The 17801-nt window shown below is 38.5% G+C and carries 14 protein-coding genes and 3 pseudogenes; 12 read left to right on the forward strand and 5 right to left on the reverse strand.

Annotated features, from left to right (window positions below; genetic code table 11):
- Nucleotides 1-523: 523 nt before the first annotated feature.
- Together BW721_RS12125 and BW721_RS10520 are read left to right on the forward strand one after the other, a co-directional pair.
- Entirely contained in the window at nucleotides 524-907 is a 384-nt protein-coding gene (locus tag BW721_RS12125; RefSeq protein WP_172545084.1) for a helix-turn-helix domain-containing protein, read from the forward strand.
- A pseudogene (locus BW721_RS10520) lies at nucleotides 865-1698 on the forward strand (IS3 family transposase); the annotation flags it as partial. The gene BW721_RS12125 and the pseudogene BW721_RS10520, both read left to right, overlap by 43 nt.
- A 97-nt stretch (nucleotides 1699-1795) precedes the next feature.
- Here the strand turns inward: BW721_RS10520 and istB are convergent.
- The gene (gene istB, locus BW721_RS10525; protein ID WP_068561764.1) at nucleotides 1796-2563 is read right to left on the reverse strand and encodes an IS21-like element helper ATPase IstB; all 768 of its coding nucleotides are present in this window, start codon (nucleotides 2561-2563) and stop codon (nucleotides 1796-1798) included.
- Nucleotides 2560-4110: an IS21 family transposase gene (istA, locus tag BW721_RS10530; RefSeq protein ID WP_232222984.1), complete on the reverse strand. Its 1551-nt coding sequence runs from the start codon at nucleotides 4108-4110 to the stop codon at nucleotides 2560-2562. Before istA ends, istB begins: the two co-directional genes overlap by 4 nt.
- A gap of 278 nt (nucleotides 4111-4388) precedes the next feature.
- On the opposite strand from istA, the gene BW721_RS10535 reads away from it, so the two are divergent.
- Nucleotides 4389-4604 (forward strand): DUF536 domain-containing protein, encoded by a 216-nt coding sequence (locus tag BW721_RS10535; RefSeq protein ID WP_083686868.1) that lies wholly within the window; start codon nucleotides 4389-4391, stop codon nucleotides 4602-4604.
- Between the two features lie 141 nt (nucleotides 4605-4745).
- Here the strand turns inward: BW721_RS10535 and BW721_RS10540 are convergent, their stop codons facing one another.
- Nucleotides 4746-5243: a Dps family protein gene (locus tag BW721_RS10540; protein WP_232222919.1), complete on the reverse strand. Its 498-nt coding sequence runs from the start codon at nucleotides 5241-5243 to the stop codon at nucleotides 4746-4748.
- Between the two features lie 217 nt (nucleotides 5244-5460).
- On the opposite strand from BW721_RS10540, the gene BW721_RS10545 reads away from it, so the two are divergent.
- The 7 genes and pseudogenes from BW721_RS10545 to BW721_RS12265 all read left to right on the forward strand — a co-directional run bounded on the left by BW721_RS10545 (nucleotide 5461) and on the right by BW721_RS12265 (nucleotide 11692).
- Nucleotides 5461-6069: a TetR/AcrR family transcriptional regulator gene (locus tag BW721_RS10545; protein ID WP_076768422.1), complete on the forward strand. Its 609-nt coding sequence runs from the start codon at nucleotides 5461-5463 to the stop codon at nucleotides 6067-6069.
- Nucleotides 6070-6142: 73 nt separating this feature from the next.
- Nucleotides 6143-7342 (forward strand): YcjF family protein, encoded by a 1200-nt coding sequence (locus BW721_RS10550; protein WP_076768423.1) that lies wholly within the window; start codon nucleotides 6143-6145, stop codon nucleotides 7340-7342.
- A gap of 513 nt (nucleotides 7343-7855) precedes the next feature.
- Nucleotides 7856-8377 (forward strand): annotated as a pseudogene (gene kduI / locus BW721_RS10555) (5-dehydro-4-deoxy-D-glucuronate isomerase); the annotation flags it as partial.
- A gap of 27 nt (nucleotides 8378-8404) precedes the next feature.
- Complete coding sequence (locus tag BW721_RS10560) at nucleotides 8405-9196, forward strand: gluconate 5-dehydrogenase (RefSeq protein ID WP_156892246.1); 792 nt, start codon at nucleotides 8405-8407, stop codon at nucleotides 9194-9196.
- A 107-nt stretch (nucleotides 9197-9303) separates the two neighbouring features.
- Nucleotides 9304-10089, forward strand: a complete 786-nt coding sequence (locus BW721_RS10565; protein WP_076768424.1) for an IclR family transcriptional regulator — start codon at nucleotides 9304-9306, stop codon at nucleotides 10087-10089.
- Between the two features lie 15 nt (nucleotides 10090-10104).
- Nucleotides 10105-10890: a hypothetical protein gene (locus BW721_RS10570; RefSeq protein WP_232222920.1), complete on the forward strand. Its 786-nt coding sequence runs from the start codon at nucleotides 10105-10107 to the stop codon at nucleotides 10888-10890.
- A 92-nt stretch (nucleotides 10891-10982) separates the two neighbouring features.
- Nucleotides 10983-11692 (forward strand): annotated as a pseudogene (locus BW721_RS12265) (sulfite exporter TauE/SafE family protein).
- Nucleotides 11693-11737: 45 nt separating this feature from the next.
- Here BW721_RS12265 and BW721_RS10580 read toward each other — a convergent pair.
- Nucleotides 11738-13072, reverse strand: coding sequence for a DUF1576 domain-containing protein (locus BW721_RS10580; RefSeq protein ID WP_076768426.1), 1335 nt, complete (start codon nucleotides 13070-13072; stop codon nucleotides 11738-11740).
- A gap of 136 nt (nucleotides 13073-13208) precedes the next feature.
- Nucleotides 13209-14054, reverse strand: coding sequence for a helix-turn-helix domain-containing protein (locus tag BW721_RS10585; RefSeq protein ID WP_083686872.1), 846 nt, complete (start codon nucleotides 14052-14054; stop codon nucleotides 13209-13211).
- Nucleotides 14055-14240: 186 nt separating this feature from the next.
- Here BW721_RS10585 and BW721_RS10590 point away from each other — a divergent pair, with 186 nt between their 5' ends.
- Complete coding sequence (locus BW721_RS10590; RefSeq protein ID WP_076768427.1) at nucleotides 14241-15995, forward strand: ABC transporter ATP-binding protein; 1755 nt, start codon at nucleotides 14241-14243, stop codon at nucleotides 15993-15995.
- Nucleotides 15988-17760: an ABC transporter ATP-binding protein gene (locus BW721_RS10595; protein WP_076768428.1), complete on the forward strand. Its 1773-nt coding sequence runs from the start codon at nucleotides 15988-15990 to the stop codon at nucleotides 17758-17760. The genes BW721_RS10590 and BW721_RS10595 overlap by 8 nt, the downstream gene beginning before the upstream one ends.
- Nucleotides 17761-17801: the final 41 nt, after the last annotated feature.

Below are 17801 nucleotides of genomic sequence, written 5' to 3' on the forward strand. Positions count from 1 at the left end.
CTCGTTCTTCTTCGTTTAAATCTTATTTTAAATTATATCATAAACTATGATCCAGTAGCTTTTTAAAAAAGTGTCAGCGTCAAGTAGAATTGTGATATGCTCCCCCTAAAGTAGACACTTAAAAAAGTAAAATTACTTTAGGGGGATTTTTATGCGTTCAAACAGTAAACATACAACTGAAGAAATCGAAAGATATATTTTGATGTATCTGAATGAAGGAATCAGTTTCAAAGAATTAAAAGAAGCCTATGGTTTATTAATTAATTGGACGTCCTTTTGGGATAAAGTCTTAAGATACCAAGAGCATGGAATTAGTGGGATTCAAGTTAAATCTAAGTCCAATAAATATAGCAAAGAATTTAAGGACTTAGTCGTGAAAGAATATTTAGAAGATAGATTACCTATAGGTCAGCTAGCTGTTAAATATAATATCCCAAAAGTTGATACTGTCAGGAGCTGGATAAACAAGTATACTAAAGGGGAAGAAATGAGGAGCTATTCTCCAAAATCCGAGGTGTATACGATGACAGATAAAAAATCAACACAAGAAGAAAAAATCAAAATAGTCCAAGACTGCCTAGCTAATAGTTTATCTTATAAAAAAACTGCTGAGAAGTATCAGGTATCCTACAATAACGTGTATTCATGGGTTCAAAAATATAAGAAGCATGGTCCTGACGGACTAGTAGATGGACGAGGTCGCGGCAAACCAAACTCTGTTCAAACGGAAGAAGAAAGAATCCGGGCTGAAAATGCAGCTTTAAGAGCACGAAATGAGTATCTAGAAACGGAGAACGTAGCGTTAAAAAAGTTAGAAGAAGTGGAAAGAGAGTTGATGTCACGCAAACGAGGTATGAAGCGGAATACCAAACGATCAAGAAACTACAAAAAGAAGGATACAAAGTAATCCATCTCTGTGATGCTTTGGGTGTGAGCAGAGCGGGTTATTATAAGTGGTTGAAACGCAAGCCGACTGCGTCGGAAAAACGGCTTCGAAAGCTTGTTGAATTAATCCTTCAAGTCTATGAAAAGCATAAAGGTATTTATGGCTATCGTCGAATAACTATCTATCTGAACCACTTCATGAACGCTAAAGTAAACCATAAGTGTGTCTATCGTTTGATGAAATTACTGAACTTGAAAGCTGTTATCCGTCGGAAACGATATCGTTACAAGCCCCACAATCCTGCACATATCGCCGATAATGTCCTCAATAGAGAATTCCGAAAGGACTATCAATCGATGGAAGTCTTATTAACCGATGTGACTGAATTTAAGTATGGAGAGAACGCCAAAGCTTATCTTAGTGCCATATTGGATTATGGCGAAAATAAGATCGTAGCCTTTAAACTATCGAAACGTAATGATAATGCCTTAGTTCGTGATACAGTTCGCCAAATTGAAGACAAGATTATATCAACCCAAACGCTTATTCATAGCGATCGGGGATATCAATACACGTCATACGACTTTAATAATTTTGTGAAGAAACATCAACTCACCCACAGTATGTCTCGTGTGGGAAAATGCATTGACAACGGTCCAATGGAGAACTTTTGGGGCATTATCAAAGAAGAAATGTATCGGCTGAAGACTTATATGAGCTTTGAAGAATTAGAGCGTGATATTGAACAATATATTGGTTTTTATAATACCCAACGGGTGACATTAAAAATGGGCTTAAGCATTCCGGCATAAAAAAACCATGCATGAACAGTATCATACATGGGACAAAGATTTTGTTTATTTACCTGTCTACTTGACAGGGGGCAGTTCATTGAACAGTTAACGCCAATTAATTTTGAACACTTTCGCTCACAAACATGCTCTGGCGATGTTTCATACGGTAGCTAGCTTCATTCATGTGAACGACCTCCGCTCGATGCAGAATACGGTCTAAGATAGCCATTGCGACTCCCTCATCGCCCAATAATTCTCCCCATTGGTCGGGGCTCTTATTGGAGGTCAAGATGATTGAACTCCGTTCATATAGATGATTGATCAAATGAAAAAACAGGGTAGCCTCCCTTTGATCCATTGCCATATACATCAAATCATCAATAATCACTAAATCAGATGCTCGGATCCGATTGAGCTGGACCTGCGATTTCCGCGTGAATTCTTCAGTTTTCAGAAGGGAGAGTAGTTCTCCCATTGTCACGAATGTTACCTGAAACCCCTTCTGGATGGCCTCCATGCCTAAGGCAATGGACAAGTGCGTTTTCCCCACACCGCTCGGACCCAAAAAGATGAGATTATACTGCTGCTCAAGCCAAGTAAGCTCTTGGAGCTGGGTAAGCTGCCGTTTGCTCAGAGAAGTCTGATCTGATAGGTCGAATTCCGTCAGTGTTTTGTGGTACGGGAACTTAGCCCATCTCAATCGTTTCTGAACACTTTTTTCCTCGCGCTTCCTTAATTCGAAGCACACAATCTCCTGCACCAGTTCCCGGTAGGTCCAGGAGGCTTGTTCGGCTTTACGTAACAGCTCGGGCAACTCGCTCGCAGTTTCCACCAACCGCAACTGTCTGAACTGGCTTTGCAGCGCGTCCATGCTATCATTCATGAGGCGGCACCTCCCAGAATTTCCGTATAGGTACTCATCGGATGCGTCTCCACGTTGATATCAGCGCAATCCGATCGGACTGCTTGTACGGGTGGAACAGGCGGCGTCTCTTTCCGAGGGGCAGCCAAGTATTTAGCCACATCCGTAAAGTCATTCGCACTCATCAGATGTTCAGACATACACTTCTGTAGGGCCTCATCAATGACAGTGGGGTATTCGAGGGTCGCTTTCTGTAGAACGGCCAGTTGGTCTCTTTTATAGCGCGGATACTTCTCCATCAAGATATCAATGTATCGTGAGGCAAGCTCCAAATCTTTGAACTGCTGCGCAACGGTTTCCTTATAGCTTTGAATGCCCTTCGAACGATCGCGCCCATGGTTTTTATTTTTGATCAGTTTGCCTGTTGAAGTTTCCAGAGGATGGTTCGCCAGAATTTCCCCATCGGGCTGTTTTCTGATAATAAGCCGTTGTTGATCGTTCGTATCTTCCTTGATTTCAATAGCCACTGTATTCAGGCCTTTCGGTCTGTAAGTGCCTAGTGGCACGGAATAACGGTTTGATTTATAAAAAACTGTATTGTCCTTGTTTACCGTTCTTGTTATACTTGAACCGGTGATACTCTCGGTTGAGAGTAGTTTAGAGACTGGTTTTAAGTGTTGCTTTTCGAGGAGAAACACTTCTACCGGTCTCTTTTTTGTTGTTCCATGAACCCTTCGGTTGCCCGTTCTTTCCAACCAGGCTAAACAGCGCTCATTCCAGTTCTCGATTGTCGTATAAATCCGGCTATCGGCGAAATTTCGTTTCACATACTTTACCGTACTCTCCACTTTTCCTTTGGATTCGGGGTCGGCTTTGCGGCATAAATGGACTCTGAACTTCCGTTGCTGTTTGTACGCTTGAAATTCAGCGGTCAGAATCATGTCTCCAGCGTGCTCACTCACAGTGATGAGGTGGTCCTGATCATAAACGATTTCTTCCGGCATGCCACCAAAGAATTCAAAGGCATTCTCGTGGCTTCGAATGGCATCACGAGTCGTAAAGGGTCGGTTTTGCCATTCCACATAGCGGTAGCGTGAATGGGAAAGTAAGAAACAAATGCAGTATAATTTGATTTCTCTTTGATCCTGTGTCTTTTGACGCGTTTCGCCCCAATCGACTTGCACCTGTTTTCCCATCGGTTGCTCTTCGACCGCCTCATATTGCCTCACAACTTTAGTTTTAGCTATCTGATATTCTTCGCGTATTTGATTCACATATAACCGCATCGTACTTTCACCAACGGTGAAGTCGGAGAATTTCTCAAGCAGCCAATCCTGTATTTGAGACGCATTCAGATGCGGATACTCTTGAAGCCAAGCAACAATCCAATCCTTGTATGGGTCCAATTTCTTCTTCCTCGAACCTAATGAATTGACCCATTCGAAAGCTTCTTCCGGTGTCTTCTCCATGTAGTTATAAACCGTTGTGCGGGATACCTTCAACTGCTTTGCGATTTGTTGGATGGAAAAGCCCCGCTCCTTCATCTGTTGAATTTCCAAATATAACATTAACTTCTTCTTCACCTTTCGTCCTCCAATAACCTAAGATACCTTTAAAAGTATACAGGATTGGAGATATTTTTTGCCGAAAGTGTTCAATCTTGTTCATCGAAAACTGTTCAATTTAGTTTAGCACTGACAAAAAGATGCAGATAAAAGCATTTTATTTTCAATCTTGTAGAATAAAATATCTGACTAATAGTTTCCATCCAGATATCGGTGTGATATTATATAGATAGCATAAAGATAGCACCTCTGATAGCAGTGATAGCAAAAGTGATATCAAGATGATTGAGATTTTAGAAGGACAATTAGCTAAAAAAGATGAACAAATTGAACAGATGCAAAAGCTACTCGATCAGCAGCAACAATTAACTTTACAAACCAATCAGCAAATACAACACCTCCAACTAGAAGAAACCAAAGAAACTGAAAAGAAATTAGAAGCTTTTGAGGAAAAAGAAGCCAAGAAAGGATTCTTTAGTCGTTGGTTTGGTTCTTGAAATAAAAAACTTGCCCCCTGCTGAAAAGCTAAGGGGGTTTTTTATTGCCGTGCTTTAAAGTCGATACAGCTTCAATAAAATAGCTGTATCTTACAAAACACCATAAAAAAACCGTCAGAAAATATTCTGACGGTTTTAGACTTATTCTGCTGCTCGTCCTAAAAAGGCATTTAGCATCCAGATTTGTTTGTCATATTCAGTTTTATAGCCAATTAATAAATCTTCAGTAACAGAGTCGCCAACTTCCGATGTCAATTCAATGGCATCTACTAGAAGTTTCACAATAGCATGAATATCGCTAATTGTATCGCGAACCATATCCATATCGGCTGTCTTTTTACTTTGAGGGTAATCTTCCAGAGCAGAATGTTCAATAAACTCTGTCATTGAGCTATAAGGTTGACCGTCGATTGCCAGTAACCGTTCTGCAACTTCATCAAATACCTCTGTAGTATGGGTGTATAGCTCCTCAAATTTTTCATGTAGGGTGAAGAAGTGAGAGCCTTTAACATAAAAGTGACGATGATAAAGTTTGAAAAGGTAAACAGCTTCTGTAGCGACCACTTTATTAACAATGTCTTGTACCTTTTTATTGTCTTCGTTTGATACATGTGGGTGGGACGTATGTTCCATAGTCATTCCAATTCTCCTCTCTGTTAGACGTGTCAATTATCAAAGGATAGTCTAGCTTCCTTATAAATAAATTATAGTGCTTCTAGATTGGATAAGCAAATCATTTGGATGTTACTCAACAAGGGTATTAATAGTCAACTTACTATCTAAAACTGTTGTGAAACGTAAGGGTTCTAGCTATAATAAGTCTAATAGAAGTCACTCATGATTAGAGGAGGCCGTTATGAAAACAAGTGCCAAGCAAACAGACCGCCGTGTCATTAGAACGAAAAGAGAGATTTTAAATGCCTTAACAGAATTGTTAGAACAAAAAGCAATTGAGGAAATTACTGTTAAAGAAATAACAGACCTAGCAGGTATTAACCGTGGAACATTCTATCTTCATTATATTGATAAGTTCGATTTATTCGAAAAGAGTGTAAACCAATTACTGGTTGAATTCCGTGAAATGGGAACCTTTATCATTTCAAAAGCAAGTACAAAAGATTCAGGTAAACAAAAAGAAGAAATTATCCAAAAAATTACGAGTGTATTTGAATATGTGAAAGAGAACCATCGATTTGTCAAAGCACTGACAAGTAAAAATAGTAGTTACTCTTTCCACCATAAATTTAATGAAATTTTGAAGGATCACTTAGTAGGACTATTCGAATCGATTGATGGTTCCGTGCCAGCTGTTTATTTAGCTACGGCATTGTCGTATGCTTACCAAGGGCTGATTCAAACATGGATTCAAAATGATATGCAAGAAAGCAGTCGAGAGATGTCGGAGTATGCCTATCAACTCTTCCACCACTTTGAGACGAGCATGTTTAACGGTCAAGATAATTAAAATTAAACAAATAAAAAGAGAAGCTGTCGTAAAACAGCCTTCTCTTTTTTGCTAATAAAGGAGTTGATTTACGATGGGGAAACAGACTGTTGATTTAACGTTAGTTGAAGACTTACTAAATAAGACACAAGAGGAAATCAAGAATATGACACCCGTCAATGTCATGCTCGTTGGAAAAACAGGTGTCGGGAAAAGTACCCTTGTTAACAACATATTTCGTGAAAAACTAGCAACAACAGGCGTTGGAAAGCCCGTAACGAAACATTTAAGACGTATTCAAAAAGAAGGCGTACCGATTGTCCTCTATGATACAAGAGGACTAGAGTTGAGTGAAACAGTCCAATCCGATGTTCGAAAAGAAATTATAACGACTATTAATGAAAAGAAGTCGTTAGGCATCGACCAAGCCATTCATGTCGCCTATTATTGTATCAATGCCAACAGCTCTCGCATTGAAGAAGCGGAAATTAATTTTATTAATGAATTAGCCCAGCTGTTACCGGTTATTGTCGTTCTCACACAAGCAATGGGTCAGCATGCAGAGGTATTTAAAACATATATTGATCAGTTGAATCTTCATATTGTCGGTGTCTTACCTATCATGGCAGAAACGTTTATCATTTCAGAAACAATGACCATTCCTCAGAGTGGTTTGAAAGAATTGATTGCACTAACGTTTGATGTTTTGCCTGAGGATAGCCGCAAAGCTTTTATTAATGCCCAACAAGTGGATATTGAGCGTAAGGCTAAGGCAGCCAGGCGTTGGGCGAGGAGCTATGTGGCAACAACGTTTGGTGTTGGCTTTGTGCCCATTCCATTTTCAGATGCTACCTTACTCGTACCGATGCAAATAACGATGATGTCACACATAACGGCTATCTTTGGCGTATCGCTAGATCGTGCAAGCGTGGCCACTATATTAGGAGCGATTGGTGGAACTAGCGGAGCCACTTATTTAGGCCGTTACATTGTATCGAATTTAGTGAAGTTAATCCCAGGAGCTGGAACTGTAGCAGGAGGTATTATAAGTGGAACGACGGCGTCCGTTTTAACATCAGCGCTGGCAATGAGTTATATTGAAGTGCTAACTTTAATGGCTAAGCGAGAATTGAAGGGAGAGGCTGTTAGTTTAAGTGAGATTAGCCAAGCGATGAAAGAGAACTTACAGTCAAGATTGAAAAAGCAGGAAACGAAAGAAGAACAATCAACTAATAAAGGATTTTTCACAAACCTTGTTGAAAAAATAAAAAGAAAGCGTCACAACCCTAGTTAAGTAAACTAGGGTTTTCTTTATTGATAAAGATGAAAGCATATTCATGTTTAAGTTGTTAAAAATTGAACATACAAATCAATTTTGAAAAAATATTGATTGTGACAATTTTGTTATATAATATGATAATTCACAATCTAATTGATTTTTAAATGCTGTTTTAACAACAATTTCAAAAAAGTTAGTTAAATCGGTTTGGCAAAGTTATGAAAATGAGTTATCATAATCTTGTGATTAGTTAATATAACTAAACAAAAGGATTTTCAAAGGATGGTGACAACTATGTCAGTAGGAACAAAAAAATATCTAAACGAATTAAAAAAAGCAATCGCTCTTTATGGAAACTCAATTAACAACAGCTACTAAACCAACTGCTCAAGAGGAGTTTCATAATGACAATTAAATTATTATACGACCAGAAGGAAGCCAAAGCATAAACTTTGCCTTCCTTCTTTTTGTTTCTTTATAGGAAATGGATTTTAACAAAGAGGGAAAGCTCCTTACAAAATAACCATTATTGGAAAAGAAACAAAAGACCTACGTTTTAAATCAGATGATCCAAGTGATCCTGCTAAGTTTTATGTGGTATCTACACCAGCTCATAAAGTATACCCAACTGTAAAAATTGCAATCGATAACATTACTCCGATGGTAACAGGTGATAGCAAAACGTTAAACCACCGTCGTATTTACCAATACATTCATCCAAATGTATGTGAGAGCTGCCAACTACAAATGGGTTACACGATTCTATCAGAAGGAAGCGCATGGAACACGATGCCCTCGCATACATATGAGCGTCGTATGGAGACATACTTATACTTTGATATGAATGATGATACACGAGTTTTTCATATGATGGGCGAACCAACTGCTACAAAACACTTAGTAGTTGGAAACGAACAAGCGATTATCTCACCAAGCTGGTCTATTCACTCTGGTGTTGGAACAGCCGACTATACATTCATTTGGGCAATGTGTGGCGAAAACATTACTTACGATGATATGGACTTCATCCCAACACAAGACTTGAAATAATCTTACATCCGTTCAGGAGGAACAAACATGACAAACTTTAATATGGATTCATTCTCATTAAAAGGTAAAGTAGCACTTGTAACAGGTGCTTCATATGGTATTGGTTTTTCAATCGCAAGCTCATTAGGACAAGCAGGAGCTAAAGTAGTCTTCAATGATATTAACCAAGAATTAGTTGATAAAGGACTAGCAGCTTATAAAGAAGCTGGCTTAGAAGCTTACGGATATGTTGCTGACGTAACAAATGAAGAGTCTATTACAGCGCTTGTTAAACAAATTGAAGAAGAAGTTGGCGTTATTGATATTCTTGTTAACAATGCAGGAATTATTAAACGTATTCCAATGACAGAAATGACGGCTGCTGAATGGCGCCAAGTAATTGATATTGATTTAACAGGTCCATTCATTATGGCTAAGGCAGTATTACCTTCAATGATTGAAAAAGGTCACGGAAAAATTATCAACATCTGTTCATTAATGAGTGAACTTGGACGTGAAACAGTAAGTGCTTATGCAGCTGCTAAGGGCGGACTTAAAATGTTAACGAAAAATATTGCTGCTGAATATGGTGAGCATAATATTCAATGTAATGGTATTGGACCAGGTTACATCGAAACGCCACAAACAGCACCATTACGAGTAGAGGGTCATCCATTTAATGACTTCATTATTGGCAAAACACCAGCTGCACGTTGGGGAACGCCTGAAGACTTAAAAGGACCAGCTGTATTCTTAGCTTCAGATGCATCAAACTTCGTAAACGGGCACATTTTATATGTTGATGGTGGAATTTTGGCAACATTAGGTAAACAACCGTAAGGAATATTGTCTAATACACATAAAATAGGTTAGAATCGTAAGGACAGCTTAGATGTTTCATCTACGCTGTCCTCTTTTGTTAAAGAGGAAAGAGAGGGGGCGTTAGGATGGCTGAAACCACAGATAAAAAATTATATGGCACGGTATTAATTAAAGCAGATCTTATTTTAGAATACCTATTTGAATCAGATGAACCGCAAGCACTGGCTAGTATTGCGGAAAATACCGGTCTGACAAAGTCAACAGCATCGAAAATTTTAGATACACTTGAACATATTGGTTACGTGATTAAAAACAAAAAGAATCGAACGTATTCGATTGGATTTAAATTGATTAAGTACTCCTCTAAAGAGATGAGTCGGATGGATTTGGAATCACATATCCATGATCAATTAGAAGCGCTTCATGATCACTTTGACGAGACAGTCCATCTAGGCGTTTATCAGAACGAAAAGATTGTGACAGTGAATAAATTCCAATCAAGTCGACCAGTTGTTTGTATTTCATCAGCAATAGGTGAAACAAAAGACTTGTATAGCTCTGGTATGGGGAAAGCTGTTTTAGCAGAACTCGATGATAAAAAGTTAATTAATTACATTAACAACCATGATTTTGTTGCGAAAACCGATAAAACAATCGCCAACACGCAAATGTTGCTATCTGAATTAGAAGAAATTCGTCAGTTAGGTTATTCTGTGGACGATGAGGAAAATGAAGAAGGCGTTTATTGTATAGGCGCTGCAATTACTAACACAACGGCAAGTGGTCAAAAGATTATTTTAGGCGCTTTCAGTATCAGTATTCCAATCTTTAGAGCAAATGATGCGCTATTGAAAGAATTGAGCCAAGCTATTTTACAAGTGAAGGAAACGATCAATGCTAGTTTTAACTAATGATGAGTAAATATTTTGAAAATTTCCATAGTCAATTCAAACCAAGAATTATTGGCAGAAAAAACAATTTCTGAACGCGGTTATTTATTCTATGAAAAAGCTTATCAAGAAGGGGACCGTATTCAAATTGAGTTACCATGTGCTAGACAATTTCTAAAGGTTAAAATAGACGATGCCATGGCAGAAACGATTATTTTTGTAGCTGGAAAAAATTGGCATTTTGAAATACCATCCGAGCAAAATTTGAGAAGTTATCCGCTTCATGCTTTTTCGGGCGAGAGACATTATATCTCGGTTGCAGTTCCAGGAGAAGATGAAGTTTATGCTTATCGTAATTTAGCCTTTAATCCAATTGATCAAAATAAAAAAGAGGACGCCTATCCTCACGCTGTTGCTAACGTGGAAACACGTAATGAAGCAACATTCTTTGCACGTAATGCGATTGATGGTGTATTAGCTAATGAAGGACACGGCTATTGGCCATATCAATCGTGGGGAATTAATCAGCAAGCAGATGCTGCCTTGCGTGTTTACTTTGGACAAGAGGTAGAAATTGATCGCATTGCTATTGCCTTGAGAGCAGATTTTCCACACGATAGCTATTGGACACAAGCCACACTTGCTTTCTCCGATGGTAGCCAAGAAGTTGTGCCATTGGAAAAAGCACTTGACCTTCAATTCTTTCCAATCGATAAACGACTAGTGGAATGGGTTGAAATAAAAGAGCTCATCAAAGCAGACGATGAGTCGCCGTTTCCGGCTTTATCGCAATTAGAAGTTTATGGAAAATACGTGAAATAGAACAAGAAAGCTGGGACTTAGTGTTCGAGCTTTCTTCTTAATTTAGAATAAGGAGGCAGTTAATGTTTGGTTTAGAAACAATGGAAGTTCTTATGCTAGTTTTAGTAGCAGTGATTGTCGGCTTTTCCAAGGCAGGAATTCAAGGAGCAACTATTCCAGCAGTAGCCATGTTAGCCTTAATTTTTGGAGGTAAAGAATCTGCAGGGATTATGTTACCCATGCTTATAGTAGGTGACCTAGTCGCTATTTTTAAGTATGGCAAACAAGGCAATATCCGTGATGTGGTTAAATTAATGCCCTCAGTTATTGTCGGGATTGTCTTAGGATCAATGATTGGCAATAGGATGAATGACCAACATTTAAGATTATTTTAGGAATCATTGTACTCATTTGTTTGCTACTACTAGTCGTTCGCCACTTTCAAAAGCAAGTGGTTGAATTACCTGATAATAGACTGTTACACTGGCTTGTAGGCGTAGTAAGTGGTTTTTCATCCATGGTAGGCAATGCATCGGGTCCCATTTTTAATGTCTATATTCTTGCTCAGAATTTAAAAAAGGAATCAATGATTGGGACGACTGCCTGGTTTTTCTTCTTAATGAACCTATTGAAGGTTCCCTTCCATATCTTTTCATGGGGAACCATCACAATGGACACTATGAAGTACACCCTTTTTTCTGTTCCCTTTATAGGGATTGGCGCTCTAATCGGGATTTGGATGATCCGTCATATCAGTGAAACCACTTATAAATACGTCATTATGGTCATGACCGCTATTACGGCTATCAGATTATTATTATGAAAAAACAGTTCACATCCGCTAAGGCTGTGAACTGTTTTTGTTATCCTATAATGTTTCTACTTCTTCGGCAGGATCGACTTCTGGTCGATCTGGATTAAGTCTGGCTGCACGGTGAACGTGGATGGCTTCTAAGATCGGCATCATAAGAGCGGCAATTAAACCACCCGCAAAACCATTGTTATAGAGATTAACGCCACCGTGCAAAAAGCCGACATTAACGACTAGTGTTAAATGCAACATACCCGCTATCATACCTACAAACGAACCGTATCGTCCCGTTATAGGGGATAGGGTTGTTGAAAATAGAACGGCGATAAGGATAGATGGTGACTGAATATCGTGTAGGGTAATGAGTGCCATCAAACTGACACCTAGCATGATGGGTGCAGACGTTAATAAATCTTTTCCGAATGCGCCAAAGCCTACGACACTAAAAATGCCACCAATTACTGGACCGCTTAATTCGCCTCCTAGCATTAAAATAAACACTGTAGAAAAGATACCTAACCAGCCCATATTCATAATGGTTGCGCCAATTCCACCAATTTCAATATAATCGGTTGAAAGCTGACCAGTATGACGATAGATTTCTTTTATTCCGTGAAAGGTCTTGTGGTTTAGAAAAAAGCCAAAGACAGATAAAACAGTAAAAAATAGAAGTAAGATAACGGCAAATGGGAAGGTATAGTCGGTTGAAATAATGGATGCTGCGCCGACTTGCATACCGAAACTCCGCATCAAGGAAATAAAGATTGTTCCTACAAAGCCACAGGTAAAGCCCACATTATATAAACTAAAGCCTTTAGTAAAGGTAATAACATGTCCTGCTAGAGGTGGTATAGAGAAGCCAGCGATAAAACCGGCGATAATTCCTAAAGCCATACCAAGAGGTAGAGGAAGTCCTTGGTTAAACGATAGCTCACTGACCAAGGGGCCGAGAGCCGTTCCAAATAAAGCAGCCAAAAGTGACTTCTCTAAAGGGTTATGGGTAATCCAAGCATAAGCTAATGCCCCCGCCACAATCGGCATAGAATTATAGAAGTTTTTCCCAAAAAAGGAGAAGCCTGCTATTAGAAATAAGGCTGCGATAACAGGTCCGTTTATTTTAGCTCTACAAAAATAAACAATGTACAGCGCCTGCAGGGTCATCACAGCTGCGTTCATCAAAGTTGCACCTGGACTAGTAAGTGCCATATAATCAGTTAGCAAGTTGGCGGGCGACCGCATAATCAGCCAAAAACCACTGAAAATCTCGCTGGGACTATTAAATAAAAAAGCCAATGAGGCTAATAAAAAACCAAACAGTAAAAAAAGTTGATACTTGGTTTTTTCAGGTAGAGTCTCAAAGCCTGAATCTGACTCGGTGGGTATTGTCGTCATAGTGGTCCTCCTGATTTTAGGATGGGTAAGTGGACGGCATGTTAATAATTTTTTTTTAGTTTAACAGAACTGATATAAAATTGGCAATACAATATAGTGACTTATTTTCTATTTATTTTTTTAGTCAATATGGCGACTATTTGGATCGCTTTACATAATTAGTTGGTGAGCTACCATAATACTTTTTAAATAATTTACTAAAATAATAGGCGTCATCATAACCGATTAAGCGTGAGACTTCTGACACACTGATATCATCAGAAGATTCCATCATCGTTTTGGCTTTCTCTAGGCGGTAACGAATTAAATAATTAATCGGTGTATCACCTAATTGCTCTTTAAATACCCGTGAAATAGTTGCGGGACTTGAGAATAAATCTTTAGCAATTTGATTGAGTGTGAGGTCTTTCGTATGGTTTAACTCAATGTAGTCTTTAATGTCGGTTACTAGTTGCTGACGTTTTTGTTCATCTTCGGATAGTAAGAGAGCCTTATCCTCTAGAGGTTGCGTCTCTTTATCTCTTAATAAATAAACCATTAACTTCAAAACGAGTGATTTTAAGATTAATTCATGACCATTTTTTCCTTCATGGCGTTCACGAACCATTTCCCAGCAGATATTGAAAAAGTCGTCGTGGTATTCTGATAATTGAACGCTTGTAGCATCTAATGGGAAATAATCACGTGGAAAACGGTCAATTGTAAAGTGGCGAATACCAATGTGAAGTTGTTTATTGCTTTTGCCTTCTGGAATATATTCATGGTGTTCTACGCCTGGATTAAAGAGTAAAATCGTTCCAGCTTTAACTAGCTGTTCTTGACCGTGTATTTTATAAAAGGATTCGCCTTCTAATAGGACCGTCATTTCAAAAAAATCATGGTAGTGGTTCTTTCCAGAGTGAGGGCCAGTCGAATCAGCATCAAAGACATAGAGCACATCAGGGTTGAATGTTTTAGCTTTTATTGTGAGCAGGTTTCTCACCTCCTAGTCGTTTTTATTTCTTCATAAAGTATATCACGAATGTAAGCAGTTGCAATAAAGTTGATTGTAGTTTTGACGAAGCCTTTTGACAATAATGTCCATCTGTTTTGAGGGCATAGTCCATTCGAAGCAAGGGGTATTTCCTTTAAACTATCTGTAAATTAAGAAAGAAAGGCGGCTAGTTTAATGAGTAGTACAAAATGGGTAACTAAGTATTTAACCCCGTATTGGTTTGGGTGGACATGGGCAAGTTTGTTAACGATATTGACGGCTTTTATGAACGTTATCTCTCCTTATATCGGTGGTGTTCTAGTTGACCGCGTTATTAATAGTGGTGAATTAAATCTATTGGAACCCTTATTGCTGTTAATGATTGCATCAACAGTTATCCGAATGGTTTTACGTTATGTGTTCCAACTTCAATTTGAGCAAATTAGTCAAAATGTTCTCTATAAAATCCGCGAGGAGCTTTATATAAAATTGCAGGAACTTGATTTCACCTTCTTCAATACGACACGAGTAGGAGACATTATGGCTCGAATGACGGGTGATACAGATGCCATTCGTCATGCAGTAGCGTGGGCTTATTTTAATATTTTAGATAATATTGTTTTGTTTATTTCAGCCCTTATTTTCTTAGCAGCATTTGAATGGCGTTTAACTCTTGCTTTGTTAGTGGTGACACCTGTGATAGCTCTTTTAACGGTTTTATTATCTCGTGAAGCCAACCAAGCCTTTTACCATATTAGAGAAAGCTTCTCCCGTTTAAATTCAATGGTAGAGGAACATATCGGTGGCAATAAGGTCGTTAAAGCATTCGCACGTGAAGAATTTGAAATTGAGAAGTTTAATCATCGTAATGAAGATTTTAAAAAGCGAAACTTGGCATCTGCTAAGGTTTCCGCTACTTATTTGCCAATTATTGAAACATTCGCTGGCTTTATGAATATTATTGCGATTGGATTAGGTGGTTTGCTTGTTCTTCAAGGGGCCATGTCGATTGGTAATTTAGTCACCTTTAACGGCTTGATTTGGATGTTGAACATTCCTATGCGTAATGTCGGAAACCATGTCAACGACTTGCAGAATTTTAATGCTTCAACCTATAAAATTCGTCAAATGCTAGCAACTGAACCACAAATTCCTGTCAGCTCACAAAAAACAGTTGATAAGTTGCAAGGTGATGTCGAATTCCAGCATGTTTCCTTTGCATTCTCGGATGATCCAGATACAAAAGTTTTAACTGATATTAACTTTAAGTTGAAGGCTGGGCAAACATTAGGTGTGTTAGGTGAAACAGGTTCAGGGAAGTCCACTTTAGTTAACTTGATTTCACGCTTCTTTGATCCAACGGAAGGCCGTGTTCTTCTAGATGGCATTGATGTCAAACAAATGAATGTGATTGACTTACGACGGAATGTTGCGATTGTGATGCAAGATGTGTTCTTGTTCTCTGATACGATTCGTAAAAATATTTCTTATGGAACACCAGGTGCTCGCTTTGAGACCGTTCGTCGTGTAGCCGAAGTAGCTGATGCTGATCAATTTATTGAACGGATGCCCGATCGTTATGAAACATACCTAGGTGAGCGTGGAAGTGGCTTATCAGGTGGTCAAAAGCAACGCTTGTCTTTAGCACGTGGGTTAATTAAAGACCCATCTATTTTAATTCTGGACGATACCACATCTGCTGTCGATATGGAAACAGAAGTGAAAATCCAAGAAGGGTTGAAAAAAACGAGTGAGCAGAAAACGACGATTATCATTGCAAACCGTATTTCTTCTGTTAAAAACGCCGATATTATTTTAATTTTATCGAAGGGACAGATTGTAGAACGTGGCAATCATGAAGAATTGCTGGCTAAGGGCGGCGCTTACTATCAAATATATGAAGAACAGCTCGGCCAGGCTGAAGTAGAGGAGGAACTATCAGATGAATAATGCCTTTTCTGAAATGAAAGAAAATAAAATTAATACGCAGAATTTCAAACGACTAGGTAGTTATTTGTTGCCTTACAAGTCTGTTGTAGTGAAACTGTTAATGGTTATTATTTTCTCCAATATCGTCTTGATATTAGGACCCTATTTAACGAGTTATGTGATTGATACAGTCATTCCCACTCAAAATCGACAAGCACTTGTTTGGGTAGTCGTTATTTATACTGTTGCAACGATTTTAAATGGCTTAGCTACCCGTTATCGTATTTTAAATATTACAACTTTAGGACAGGATGTGCTAAGGGACATTCGTTCTGACTTATTTAATCATATGCAAGAAATGTCCTTTAAATTTTTTGATTCACGTCCACATGGTAAGATTTTAACGCGAATTGTTAATTATATTAATTCCTTAAGTCATATTTTATCGTCTGGTTTAATTACGGTTATCTCTGATATTTTAAGTATTGTGGTGACCTTAATTATCATGGTCACCATTGACCCAGTTTTAACCTTGTATAGCTTTTTGCTACTGCCACTTTTATTTATCGTAACGCTAGTGATTAAAAACAAACAGCGGTTGGCTTATGAGGAATTAAGTGAAAAGCAGTCGAATTTAAATGCCTATATTCATGAATCAATTGAAGGGATTAAAACGACTCAATCCTATACCCGAGAAGATATGAACTTTGACATTTTTGCGGATGTTAGTGATCAACAACGAACATCCTGGATGAAGGCTGTTAGGATGCAGTTTTTACTAGGCCCTATTGTTCAAGTCATTGCTACAGTAACGATTTCTTTCATTTACTATGCGGGAATTAAGAGCTTAGGTGTTAATGTATCGACAGGTGTATTGATTGCCTTTGTCGCTTATGTGAATAACTTTTGGAATCCGATTATTAACTTGGGTAACTTCTATAATTCACTCGTTTCAGGAACCGTTTATTTGGACCGAGTTTTTGAAATGATGGACTTAGATCCGTTAATTACAGAAGCTGAGGATGCCTTTGAAATGCCGCCTGTTAAGGGAGACGTTGTTTTCCGCGACGTAACATTTGGTTATCAGGAAGGGCAACCCATTTTTGAACACTTGTCATTCCATGTTCAGCCAGGTGAAACCATTGCTCTTGTTGGTCCAACTGGCGCAGGTAAGTCGACTATTACCAATCTGATTTCTCGTTTTTATGATATTCAAGCAGGGCAAATCTTGATTGATGGCATTGATATTCGTGATGTGACGTTGAAATCACTTCGCCATGAAGTTGGGGTTATGTTGCAAGACACCTTTATTTTCTCAGGAACGATTATGGATAATATTCGTTATGGGAAACTGGATGCAACTGAGGAAGAAATTATTGAAGCTGCTAAAGTAGTACGGGCTCATGATTTTATCAAGGACTTAAAGGAAGGGTACCATACGATTGTTCAGGAACGAGGAAGCACCTTGTCGGCTGGTCAACGTCAATTGATTTCTTTTGCCAGAACCTTATTGGCTGATCCGAAAGTATTGATTTTGGATGAAGCAACGTCAAGTATTGATACCCAAACTGAGATTCTGCTACAAGAAGGATTGGATTATTTACTAGAGGGGCGGACAGCCTTTATCGTTGCTCACCGCTTATCGACCATTCGAAATAGTGACCGTATCTTCTTTATTGGTAACCGCCAAATTTTAGAATCGGGTTCACATACGGAGCTGATTAGTCAAAAAGGACGCTATTACGACTTGTATCGAACACAATCAGAATTGTTGAAAAAAATGTAACTTAATAAAAAATGCTAGTGAGTTTATCCAAACCTATGCCT

Source organism: Jeotgalibaca sp. PTS2502 (assembly GCF_001975685.1).
Taxonomy (GTDB): domain Bacteria; phylum Bacillota; class Bacilli; order Lactobacillales; family Aerococcaceae; genus Jeotgalibaca; species Jeotgalibaca arthritidis.